Source organism: Salipaludibacillus sp. CUR1 (assembly GCF_021028955.1).
GTDB lineage: Bacteria > Bacillota > Bacilli > Bacillales > Salisediminibacteriaceae > Salipaludibacillus.
The window spans coordinates 76,530-88,872 of sequence record NZ_JAIWPE010000094.1 but is presented as its reverse complement, the minus strand read 5'-3'; the positions used below and the strand labels follow the sequence as shown (position 1 = coordinate 88,872).

Sequence of the window (12,343 nt, the reverse complement as noted above, 5' to 3'; positions counted from 1 at the left end):
CGGTGGATCTTCTGCTTCTGCGCCACTCCGTGTGCTCGTCGCAAATGAATTAGCTCTTGCTTTTCCCGCAGGCGTCTCGTATTTTTGAAATTACAATATTAACAGAACCTTTTTCTAAAACAAAAACAGGCAGCTGAGTAAACTACCTGTTTTATAAAAAAGGGGGTATATCACAAACACAAACTTAGCTTTTAACCGCTCCGTCAGTAATACTCTTAATAAACAGCTTGTTAAACAGTAAGAATATAACAACTAATGGAACAGTCGCCCAGAAGGTACCTGATAAAATCATGCCGTAGTCACGGACTCTGTCATCCATTAATGAGCGTAACGCTACTTGAATTGTATGCATGGACTGATCCTGGAGCACAACCAACGGCCATAAGTAGTCACCCCATATAGCCATAAAGACGATGATGCCCAGTGTAGCAAAAGCCGGCAGAACTGTCGGGATAATGATGTTCCAGTAAATCCGGAAATTGCTGCAGCCATCAATTCTGGCCGCTTCGATAATTTCATCCGGGACAGCACTGGCTATATACTGCCTCATCCAGAATATCCCGAAAGCGTTCATTAAACCCGGTACAATTACCGCTCTTAAATCACTCAGCCAGCCCAACTCTGTAATGATGAAATAAGTTGGAATCAAACCTAATTGAGGCGGAATCATCATTGTTCCAAGAATAAAGACGAACAATATTGTCCTGCCTGGAAAATCCAATTTTGCAAAAGCAAAACCTGCAAGGGAACATAATATCAATACACCTAACGTGATCGTCGATGACACGATTAAGGAATTTAACATAGCTCCCCAGAAAGGAATACTGTCTAATACAAGCTGAAAGTTAGAAACCATATTAGAACCCGGTATCATAGCCGGCGGTGTTTGGTTAATGGCGCTATTCGGATTTGTTGCCATAACAAACATCCAGTAAAAAGGGAACAATGATGCCAAGGAAACTAAAATGAGACCTGCATATACAAAATATTTAGCGATTGATACGTTTTTTTTGTTAGTTTCCATTATTTAACACCAACCTTTTTCGAACGGCCGATCCGGTTCGCAAAGTATAAATTTAAAGAAGAGAAGATTATGATAATAAAGAACAGAACAATGGCGGTTGCCGATGCCGTGCCGAAGAAGTTACTTCCAAAGGCATCTCTGTAAAGGTATAATACAACACTCATTCCTTCCGGCCTTCCTGCCCGTCCCTGGAATATGTGCGGTTCAGCAAAAATCTGAAGCGCACCGATTGTTGCAGTGAAAACAGTGAAAATGATAAATGGTTTTAACATCGGTATAGTAATATGCCAAATTTGCTGTCTGAGAGTGGCACCGTCTATTTTGGCAGCTTCATATAAATCATTAGGAATACTCTGCATGCCCGCTAAATAGATGATAGTGTTATATCCTACCCATCTCCAGAAGATCATGGTGGCGATAGCTGCCTTGGTCCCCCATTCAGACCTTGTCCAAGTAATAGGGTCAATTCCAAACACACCTAAAACAGTATTGACTAAACCTGAGTCCTGGTTGCTGAAAATAACACTGAACACAATAGCTACAGCTACAATAGATGTTACATACGGTAAAAATATAGCGAGCCTGAACACACTTTTAAATCTTATTAAAACTGAATTTAAGGCAAAAGCAAGCAATATAGCTGCTAACAATTGAGGTGCCGTTCCCATCAGGCCAATCATAATGGTGTTGTACAATGATTTCCAAAACAGAGGGTCATTGAAAATAATGTTAAAGTTATTAAACCCTACAAATTCCATGTCTCCAAGGCCATCCCATCTGAAAAATGCTAAATAAAAGCTGAACAGGATTGGAAACACACCAAATACTGCAAAAAGCAAATAGAAAGGAGAAATAAACATATAACCTGAAGCCATATTTCTCTGGCGTTGTGAAAACGATCTTTTCTTTGGTTTTTTTGGTTCCTGATTTGAATTCGTTTGGATACTATCGCGCTTATCATTTGAGTTTCTGGTATCCCGCTGTAATTCGGCCATAATGATCCTCCTATTATAAAAGTTTGAATCTTCTAAGGGGAAATATATTTGTAACGCCTGACAAACTATTTACTAAACAGTGCTAAATCTTACAAAAATGTATCCCCTGAGATACCATCCCCCAACGATTCGATCTAGTTCCCGTTTACGTCTGCCTATTAAAAAATCACATAATTGAATATTAAATCAACTAATTAATTTAATATTCAATTATGCAGTGATTTTGAAAAAAAGGGGGTATAGTGAGTTCACCATACCCACCCGCTCATAACTTAACGTGAAGTACGTTGTTCTACTCGGTTTAACACATCTTCCCACTCTTCTTCAGGATCAAATCCGTCAAAGACATTATCCAAACCTGCTAGAATTTCAGAGTTTACATCCCCATATTGTGGGCCTTTGTGAACATGCTCGCCTTCAAGAGCTGATTGTGCGAAAACTTCAGCTGTATTTTGACCGCCGAAATACTCATCAGAATAGTCCTGGAACTCAGGCATGTCATAGACTTCCGGAGTTGACGGGAATAATCCCATGTTTTCGAAAGCTTTAAGCTGTTGTTCAGGAGCTAACAACCATGTCATAAAGTCATAGGCTTCCTGCTGGAATTCAGACTGTTCAGGAATAGTTACGTAAGAACCTCCCCAGTTTCCGCCGCCTTCAGGCATTGCAGCAACTCTCCATTCAGTAGCATCAGGCGCATTTCCTTTAATAACACCTTGCATCCAAGCTGGAGCTAATAAAGTTGCAAAGTCCCCGTCTGCCATTCCTCCGCCCCATTCAGGCGTCCACATACCGAAGTTGTCGACATATCCATCTTCAATCATTTCAGATGTTTCAAAGAAAGCCTCTCTCACATATGGTTCGTCATCAAGAATCAACTCATCGTTTTCATTGAAATAGGCTTGCGGTGCCTGGTCTCTCTTAGCATTAAAAACTGTTTCAGGGTTATCAGCCATTGGTTTGCCAGTTTCATCTAAGATAGTTTGAGCAACTTCTCTGTACTCATCCCAAGTACTGATCAGTTCTTCCACTTCTTCAGGTTCAGAAGGAAGACCCGCTTCTTCAAATACATCGGTACGGTAGAACATGACTGTAGGGCCAATGTCTGTCGGAAGTCCGAATAAGAAATCGCCTTCTACGCTTTCGCCATTTTCCCATACCCAATCTAAGTAGTCGTCTTTAATGTCTTCTGCTCCAAAATCATATAAGTTAACGAAACGATCTTCTGCACTCTTATATGAATCAAGTTCAGAAACTTCAATTGCTGCTAAATCCGGTGCCCCGCTTCCTGCTGATAAGGCAGTGAAAAGGTTGTTATGATGGTCTCCCATCTCAATTTCCTGGAAAGTAATGCTGACATTTGGATTCTCTTCAATATATTCTTCAGCCAGTTCCGGGTAGCCTGTTGCGCCAAATAACCAGAAAGATAACTCAACATCAGCATCCTCATCTCCCAGGCTGGTGATATCTTCTTCGTTAACATCTTCATTGTCTGCCAGAGCTGCGTCATTATCATTAGCATTAGCATTATCATTAGTATTACCAGCAGTATCGTTAGTATTGTTATCTCCACAACCTGCAGCCGCAACTGTTAAAGCTAGAAGTGCCGCCATTAATCCATACTTTTTCATTAAAAATCCCCCTAAAATTTTAGTTTTTAAGAACAAAATGGTACGTGTCTCTCTTCCATGTCCACCTCCCAAGCTTACTTAAAGATGCTTAATTAATTACTGTATCACTAAAGCGGTTTCGTAGAACACCTAATAAAAAAGTTAAATTCCAATGACTTAAAGTAGCAGATATGTCTAATCTTAGGAGTACTCATTGAATTTAACTAAATCGGTTTCGTAATGCTATTGTATCTTCAAATTAATTTTATGTCAACGCTTTCTTTTCTCTTTTTTAAAAATTAATCTGATAATTTTAATTTAATAGATACCGTATTAACCACATTCATCGTAATATAACTGAAAATACTTATCGAAAAAAATAAATATAAAACAGGGAATTGAAACAGCAGATATTGGATAACAAAAAAACTGCCGATCCCCGAGACGGTTAGAACAGGAGAAGAAAAACCAAAAATAAATGCATATTTTATTGATTCCCACACGCGCATTTTTAAATGAATTAACAGCGGGATGCTGTAGAAAAAAATTATCAGATACAGGACTAATAAAAAAATTCCAAGCCCTAACAGCATAGGAGCAAAACTGCTGTCTAACCTGAATATAAAATAAAAATCAGCATAAAGAATACTTCCCGTTATTAAGAGAAAACCCCAAACCATATTTGATTTTACAAAGTATTTTTTATAATCCATCCAGAAATATTTTACTATTTTTCCTTCTATCTCCTCATTTTTAACCCAACGCTGCGTAGCTGCGTGAGCTGCTGCAGTCGCCGGAGCAATCCCTGCAATTACCAGACCGGCCAGACTGAAAATAATCCACAAAAAATTGATTAAGGTGAGCCGATAAAGCGCTGCTGAAAAGGTTTCTATCGCTCCATATACTTTTCCTTTTTCCAAAAAAAACACTCCTTTACTCGCAGGAAAAGACGGCTTTAAACTTTTTTCGCCGTCCCGCATGATTCACGAACGATCAGTTCCGGTTCAATCTTTACAGCTGTATGCTGAAGGTTTTTATTTATCAAATCATTTAAAATATAAGCAGCCATTTTTCCGATTTTTTCTTTGTCCTGCTTTACCGTAGTAAGTGGAGGATCTATATGCCTGGAAGCTGTAATATCATCACAGCCGATTATTGAAAAATCATGTACGCTTTTCCCGCTGTCTTTAATTGCTTTTATAGCCCCCATGGCCATTAAATCGGAAGCAGCAAATAGAGCTTTAGGAATTTCATTCTCCATAAGCATTTCTCTCATTACCTGGTAACCGCTGTCTTCAAAGAAGTCTCCGAACTTTATCCAGTTTTCGTTTATTGAAAGCCCATATGTTTTCATAATTTTTTTAAAGCCATCAAGCCTTTGTTCAGAAACCAGAGAGTCCGCCTTCCCGCCTATGAATCCAATTTCTCTTTGATCCATCAAATAAAAATGTTCCACTGCTAAAGAAGAAACTTTTTCGTTATCTGTCATAATGTAGCCGGAGGTTTTCCCTTCAAGCTGAATATCGACACCTATACAAGGAATATCACTTTGATCAAGATCATATACGGAAGGCTCCACTTGATCCCCTCCGATGATAATGCATCCATCCACATTATAATGCTGGCATCGGGCTAAATAATTTTCGTCGGCTTTATGAAACTTTTCGTTAGAGAAAAACAATAAGTCATAGCCTTCAGCCCCCATTGTTTTCTTAAATGAGCTAACCACGTCTACGAAAAACGGATGATTAAAATTAGCATTTATTTTCCCTGCATAAATAACCCCAATAACTTTCGTTACCTTTTTCGCTAATGATTGTGCTGAATAAGAAGGCCGGTATCCGTGCTCCTCCATAATTTCCAATACTCTTTTTTTAGTTTTTGCCCCTACATCTTCGTAGTTATTTATAATTTTAGAAACTGTCGCCTGGGAAACCCCTGCCAGCTTAGCAATTTCCTTTATGGTCATTTTCATATTAAGCGCTCTCCTCAAACGTACAAAGTTATATTTTAGTAATTAATTCCGTTCTGCTGCAGTACCTTTATCATACCAATGCAACGCGGTTCAAACAACAAAGTCGGTAAAAAGAACAACAGTGGCAAGGATGACGAAACCGATTTATATTAAAGCGCTTTATTTTAAAATGTTGCTCTTTTCAGTTTCGATAAATCGAAATTTATACTTTGACAAAACAGGAACATTGAATTATACTTTTTACGAAACCGTTTTCGTTAATTATATATTACATGTTTACTGGTTACTTGTAAACGGCTTTTTTAACTGATCATGTTAAGAACTATTATTCTTTCAGGGGAGGATTATAATGTTTCACAAACACATTCAGCCATTTCCTAAAAACTTTCTTTGGGGATCGGCCTCAGCTGCGTATCAAATTGAAGGAGCATGGAATAAAGATGGCAAGGGGCCTTCTGTGTGGGATATTTACACTAAAAAAGAAGGAACCACTTACAAAAACACCAATGGGGATATTGCTGTAGACCATTACCATCGCTATGAAGAAGATGTAAACCTGATGGCTGAGATGGGCCTCAAAGCTTACCGCTTTTCAATTGCGTGGTCCCGTATTTACCCTCAAGGCAAAGGCGATATTAACGAGGAAGGCCTGAAGTTCTATGACCGGCTTATCGATCTTCTGCTTGAAAAAAATATTGAACCGGTCATTACTGTTTACCATTGGGACCTTCCACAGGCTTTAATGGATGAATACGGAGGATGGGAGTCCAGACAGATCATCGATGACTTTAATAACTATTGTATTACTCTGTTTAAACGGTACGGAGACAGAGTGAAGTATTGGGTGACCTTAAATGAACAAAACATCTTTATCGGGTTGGGTTACAAATCAGGCATGCACCCACCAGGAGTGAAAGATACAAAAAGGATGCACCAGGCTAACCATAACGCATTTTTGGCCAATGCTAAAGCTGTCCAGTCATTTAGAAAGTTAGTACCTGATGGGCATGCAGGACCAAGTTTTGCTTATGGCCCTGTTTATCCAATTGACAGTGACCCTGAAAATATTCTAGCGGCAGAGAACGCTGAAGAAATGAATAATCACTGGTACATGGACGTTTATGCGTGGGGAACGTACCCTGAAACCACATTGGATTATCTTCAAAAAGAAGGCATCGCCCCAGTTATTGAAGACGGCGATATGGAATTATTGAAAGAAGGAAAGCCGGACTTCATGGGAATCAATTACTACCAGACTACAACAGTGGAAAAGAATCCACTCGATGGTGTTGGTGAAGGAAAAATGAACACATCCGGCAAAAAAGGCACTTCCTCTGAATCCGGGGTGCCGGGTATGTTTAAAACAATACGCAACCCTAACCTTGAAACAACTAACTGGGACTGGGAAATTGATCCTGTCGGTTTAAGAATCGGGATGCGGCGAATCAAAAACCGTTATAACCTGCCAATCCTCATATCTGAAAATGGCTTAGGTGAATTTGACAAACTGGAAGAAAACGATGAAATTCATGATGACTACAGAATCGATTATATCAACCACCATTTAGTTGAAATCCAGAAAGCTATGACCGACGGCGTTGATATCATTGGTTACTGCACGTGGTCATTTACCGATTTATTAAGCTGGCTGAATGGTTATCAGAAACGCTATGGTTTTGTATATATAGACCGCGATGAAGAAGATGCCAAAGAGTTACGCAGGCTAAAGAAGAAAAGCTTTTACTGGTATAAAAACATTATTGAATCCAACGGTGCGGACCTTCGTCCAAGGGAAGGTGAATAACCATTGAAAAAAAGATATTATTTATCATTTGATATCGGTGGCACTCATGTTAAGTGGGGTCTTCTCGACCATAACGGCAGTATTTTGGAAAAAGACCACTTCTCATCGGACAGTTCAGATGGCGCTACAATACTGCATAAAATCAGAGGGAAAATAGAAGAGTTCCAATTAAAGATTGAAGGTATCGCAATCTCTGCTCCCGGATTCATCAATCCTTCTACAGGTTTTATTGAAAAAGGAGGAGCGATTAAAGAATTTGATAACTTAAACCTTCAAACTCTTCTTCAAAGCGAGTTCAATATACCAGTGTCCATAGAAAACGATGTGAACTGCGTAGCCTTTGCAGAAAATTGGCTGGGTAACGGGAAGAACCTCGCGGATTTCATTTGTTTAACAGTTGGAACGGGAATCGGCGGTGCTTTGTTTCTAAATAATCAGATTTACCGCGGCCACTCCTTTCGCGGAGGGGAATTTGGTTTTATGATTACACAGGGGCTTCACGGGGTTTCTCCTGAAGAAGACAGCTTAAGCACACTTGCTTCTATGAGAGGAGTAAGAAAAAAGTATGCTGAATACTATTCCCTTCCATTTAATGAGGTAACCGGCGAACAGGTATTCCAGGCGTACGATGAAAAAGACCCCGTCGCTGTAACAATAGTTGAAAAGTTTTATGAATCATTGGCCCTTGGCATTTATAACATTACGTCTGTTTTAAATCCCGAGAAAGTGCTTATAGGCGGAGGAATTACGAGCCGGCCTACTTTTATTAAAGAGTTGGAAAAACACTTAACTTATATTGACCGTGTTTTTCATATAGAAATAGACGCCTGCCATTTCAGAAATGATGCCGGGCTTGTAGGCGCATTGGCTTTTCATAAAACGAAATACAATAATACAGAAACTGTTACTTCCTAAATATAAACAAGCAGCACCGGTTTTTTTACCAGGTGCTGCTTTCTTCTTTCTTTGTTCTACTCCAGGGAGCCAAGTTCCCGTTTAATTACACCAACCATTCTGTCGACATATTTATCGCACAGCTCTTTTGTCGGGGCTTCCGCCATAACTCTTACAAGCGGCTCCGTACCTGATGGGCGCACGAGAATACGTCCCTCTCCCCGCATTTCACTTTCTACCACATTAATTTCGTCCGCTATCACACTGCTTTTATGAAGAGCATTTTTATCAGCTACTTTAACGTTCACCAGCTTTTGGGGATATTTTGTCAGTTCTCCAGCCAACTCAGATAACGGCCGGCCGGTCGCTTTAACGATCTGGACAAGCTGAAGGGCAGTGAGAAGGCCGTCGCCTGTGGTCGTGTAATCCAGGAAAATAATATGTCCGGATTGTTCCCCTCCCAAGTTAAAGCCGCCATTTCGCATTTCTTCCATCACATAGCGATCACCAACAGCTGTCTGCTTTGTTTCAATGCCTTCTTTCTCCAATGCTTTATAAAAACCAAGGTTGCTCATAACGGTAGTGACTGCTGTGTTATGTTTTAAGAGACCTTTTTCTTTCATATACTTTGAGCATATGTACATAATCTGATCGCCATCTACAATTTCTCCGTTTTCATCAACAGCAATGAGACGGTCAGCATCTCCATCAAAGGCAAGCCCTATGTCTGCCCCTTTTTCCTTCACAAGAGAGACAAGTGTTTCAGGATGAGTCGAACCTACACCGTCATTAATATTTGTTCCGTTCGGTGATGAGCCGATGCAGGATATATGGTCAGCTTCAAGGTCTGCAAATAAATGATTTGCTAACGGGGAAGCCGCTCCGTGAGCACAGTCAAGGGCAATATGCAACCCGGAGAAATCTTCAGTAATGGTCTGTTTTAAATATTGAAGATACTTTTGCCCGCCTTCAAAATAATCATTAACCACACCGACGTCTCCACCTACAGGGCGCGGCAGGTCATCCTCCATATCATTTTCCTGTTCGAGCAGTTTCTCAATTTCTTCTTCCTGCCTGTCAAGCAGCTTAAACCCGTCAGACCCGAAAAACTTAATCCCATTGTCCTCCACCGGGTTGTGGGATGCGGAAATCATAACTCCGGCATCAGCGCTTAACGCTTTAGTTAAGTACGCCACCCCGGGAGTGGATATTACTCCTAAACGCATGACCTCAGCGCCAATAGACAGTAATCCGGCCACAAGAGCGCCTTCAAGCATATGACCAGAAAGGCGAGTGTCGCGGCCAATCAGAATCTTCGGCTTTTCTGTTTCTTTAGTTAAAACGTAGCCTCCGAACCTCCCCAGCTTAAATGCCAGCTCTGGAGTTAATTCCTTGTTAGCTACTCCTCTCACACCATCTGTTCCAAAAAATTTACCCATTCATATCGCTCCTTAAAATGTTCTTATTTCAAAATTATCGGACATTACTGTTCGCACACGTCAGGATGTATTTTGATTATCGCCTTCTTCTTCCTCTTCTTCTATATTAAACAGTTCTGTTTCCTCAGTGTCATTGTTCCCATCCGTTTCATTTTCCTCATCAGTTTCAGTCTCTTCAATCTGTTCATTGTCGTTAATTTCATTGGTTTCGCCGTCTTCTTCAGTTTCTATATTGGTATTAGGCGTAACATTATCACTATTTTCGTTATCATCTAAGTTCCCATTGTTTTCTTCAGGTCCTGCGTTCTCACCGGTTTCAGTCTCTTGAACTGATGAACCGCCTGAACTGCTATTATTCTCTGAAATTATGAAATTAACTGTCATACCTTGCTGTGGAAAACGAAGGTTCTGCGGGCCGGTGATTTCAAGTTCTGCTTCGTGTTCTCCTGCCGCCAGCCCATTAACATTAATTTCAGCTCTTAAATCCTGCCTTTCCAACCGTCCAAGAACCCCTTGGCTCCCGTTTACAACTAAATCGAATTGACCGTCCTCCGGCTCTAGAAATTGAATTGTCTGGCCGCCGCCCAATCCTTCAACCTGTATTCCAAAGTCCGAAAATTCTCTGGACTCCTCATCAGCCGTTTCTACTTCAATTGTTACTGTCTCCGGATCCACTCTTTCAACTCCATCAGGGACAGGGACATCGAGTTCATAAGAAGAGCCACCAGACAGGTCTCCTACTTCCAAGTTAGGAAGGTCAATAAAGGAAATATTATTTATAACATCTACAGGCCCGTAAATCGTCACTCTTTCCGGATTCATTGAAATAGAATCAATAGCCATACCATCAGGCAAGTCGCCATTTCTGCCTATTCTGAGAGGAACTGATTTATTAGGGCTGGTGACAGGCACACTGACTTCCACAGCTGCCGGATCACCAGTTAACTCCATTTCATTACCGTTCTGGTCATAAAAAGTAACAGGAACTGCCTCTTCAAAAGAAGTATCTCTGCCGCTCATGTCAACTATGGCTCTTGCTGAAGCAACCTGATCAATTATCCCTTGAGCTGCTGTCACTTCTACAGTCGAAGGGGCGGCTTCCGGAGTGCCTGCTACGTATCCTTCTTCCATCTCCCCTTCATTTACGAGTTCTACATCCACAGGAAATGACGCCGTTTGCTTCTCCTGAATAGTTACCCTTACTGTCATAGGCACAATTGATAAGTTCAAATCAGTTGGAAATCCACGGTGCTGGACCCTTTCATAGTGTACTCCTGCCTCTTTGCCTTCAAGGTCTACAAATACTTCCTGCTGCGGCTGAGTGACTTGGGCAAGTGTTAATATATTTTGAGGCCCCCTTAAAGTAACCTGTACGGTTTCAGGGGCTTCCGTCAGCACATATCTGTCTTCATCATAATAGACATTTAAGTCGACTTCTTCCAATATGCGGGAGCCGTCTGTAATACCTGGAATGCCCCCTGGCTGGTTAGCCGTATTATCCATGTTTACCATCAGAAAAAGCATAACCGCAATGACCAGTGACGTCAGTTTAATAAACCAGCTTTTATTAAACAGTTTATCCATTCTTTTTCCCTCCCCACTGCCAACGGGAAGACGAACCGTTAGTATCTTGTTTTAACAGTTCGTTTTCTAATAATTTTCTTAGAGCCTCCTCATCTAAGCTTCGATGAAGTTCCCCGTTTTTTGTCACTGAAATGCCCCCTGTTTCTTCAGACACAGCAATTGTAATAGCATCTGTGACTTCACTGACCCCTAATGCTGCTCTGTGGCGAGTTCCAAGTTCCTTTGAAATAAAAGGATTCTCAGATAGAGGTAAATAGCAGCCCGCGGCCATTATCTGATTGTGTTTAAGGATAACCGCCCCGTCATGAAGCGGTGTATTAGGTATAAAGACATTTATTAAAAGCTCTGATGTTAATTTTGCATTCATAGTAATACCAGTTTCAATATAATCGTTCATTCCTGTTTCTCTCTCAAGTGAAATAAGTGCTCCAATCCGCCTTTTTCCCATATAGTTAGCTGCTTTAATAATATGGTCAATCGATTGTCTTACTTCCTCTTCATCTGCAATTGTACTGGATTGGAAGAGACGTCCCCGCCCCAGTTGTTCCAATGCCCGTCTTAATTCAGGCTGGAAAATAATAATAATTGCCAGTAAACCGTAAGTAACCGCCTGCTGCATAATCCACTGCAAGGTATGAAGGCCGAGATAGCCGCTTAAAAACCATACAGTCAGAATAACGGTAATTCCTTTAACGAGCTGAACAGCCCTCGTTCCCCGGATCACCATAATTAACTTATATATAACAAATGCCACAAGGAAAACGTCGACAATTATGGCCAATACTCTCAGTATCGATATATCTGCAAACATGTTCGTTCCTCCAAAAAGTTCCTATTCTTATCAAACATGTAACTAACTCGTTTATTATAACATATTTTAAAGTCTTTCCATTCTTTACGGGGCTTGTTTTTTCCATAAAGAGTCTCACGAACCATAAAAATGGGGTCACCCCCAATTCCTCTAAGGATATACCTCTCATTTTTAACTTAAAGCGGGTTTGTCTCCCGGGTCAAGCGC

General features: G+C 40.7%; 10 protein-coding genes. 2 read left to right on the top strand and 8 right to left on the bottom strand.

The genetic code is table 11. The features are described 5' to 3' along the window. Nucleotides 1-184: 184 nt before the first annotated feature. The 5 genes from K8O68_RS16190 to K8O68_RS16170 form a co-directional block, all read right to left on the bottom strand. Entirely contained in the window at nucleotides 185-1,024 is an 840-nt protein-coding gene (locus tag K8O68_RS16190) for a carbohydrate ABC transporter permease (RefSeq protein ID WP_093052482.1), read from the bottom strand. After that, nucleotides 1,024-1,899 (bottom strand): carbohydrate ABC transporter permease, encoded by an 876-nt coding sequence (locus K8O68_RS16185; RefSeq protein WP_230898049.1) that lies wholly within the window; start codon nucleotides 1,897-1,899, stop codon nucleotides 1,024-1,026. The genes K8O68_RS16190 and K8O68_RS16185 overlap by 1 nt, the downstream gene beginning before the upstream one ends. A 392-nt stretch (nucleotides 1,900-2,291) precedes the next feature. Beyond that, on the bottom strand, nucleotides 2,292-3,650 hold the full coding sequence (locus K8O68_RS16180) for an ABC transporter substrate-binding protein (protein WP_230897838.1): 1,359 nt from the start codon (nucleotides 3,648-3,650) through the stop codon (nucleotides 2,292-2,294). A gap of 278 nt (nucleotides 3,651-3,928) precedes the next feature. Continuing rightward, nucleotides 3,929-4,549 carry a YesL family protein gene (locus tag K8O68_RS16175; RefSeq protein ID WP_230897837.1) on the bottom strand — a complete coding sequence of 207 codons (621 nt, stop codon included), beginning with the start codon at nucleotides 4,547-4,549 and terminating at the stop codon, nucleotides 3,929-3,931. Nucleotides 4,550-4,584: 35 nt separating this feature from the next. Then, nucleotides 4,585-5,622 carry a LacI family DNA-binding transcriptional regulator gene (locus K8O68_RS16170; RefSeq protein WP_483314043.1) on the bottom strand — a complete coding sequence of 346 codons (1,038 nt, stop codon included), beginning with the start codon at nucleotides 5,620-5,622 and terminating at the stop codon, nucleotides 4,585-4,587. A 331-nt stretch (nucleotides 5,623-5,953) separates the two neighbouring features. Here K8O68_RS16170 and K8O68_RS16165 point away from each other — a divergent pair, with 331 nt between their 5' ends. Next, nucleotides 5,954-7,408: a glycoside hydrolase family 1 protein gene (locus K8O68_RS16165; protein ID WP_230897835.1), complete on the top strand. Its 1,455-nt coding sequence runs from the start codon at nucleotides 5,954-5,956 to the stop codon at nucleotides 7,406-7,408. Between the two features lie 3 nt (nucleotides 7,409-7,411). Then, nucleotides 7,412-8,323, top strand: coding sequence for an ROK family protein (locus tag K8O68_RS16160; RefSeq protein WP_230897834.1), 912 nt, complete (start codon nucleotides 7,412-7,414; stop codon nucleotides 8,321-8,323). A gap of 56 nt (nucleotides 8,324-8,379) precedes the next feature. On the opposite strand, the gene glmM is transcribed toward K8O68_RS16160, so the two are convergent. Genes glmM through cdaA form a run of 3 tightly spaced genes read right to left on the bottom strand, consistent with a single transcriptional unit; the run spans nucleotide 8,380 to nucleotide 12,136 of the window. Next, complete coding sequence (gene glmM / locus K8O68_RS16155) at nucleotides 8,380-9,741, bottom strand: phosphoglucosamine mutase (RefSeq protein WP_230897833.1); 1,362 nt, start codon at nucleotides 9,739-9,741, stop codon at nucleotides 8,380-8,382. 60 nt (nucleotides 9,742-9,801) lie between these two features. Next, a complete protein-coding gene (locus K8O68_RS16150; protein ID WP_230897832.1) occupies nucleotides 9,802-11,325 on the bottom strand; it encodes a CdaR family protein in 1,524 nt (507 codons plus the stop codon). Next, nucleotides 11,318-12,136 carry a diadenylate cyclase CdaA gene (gene cdaA / locus K8O68_RS16145; protein WP_230897831.1) on the bottom strand — a complete coding sequence of 273 codons (819 nt, stop codon included), beginning with the start codon at nucleotides 12,134-12,136 and terminating at the stop codon, nucleotides 11,318-11,320. The genes K8O68_RS16150 and cdaA overlap by 8 nt, the downstream gene beginning before the upstream one ends. Nucleotides 12,137-12,343: the final 207 nt, after the last annotated feature.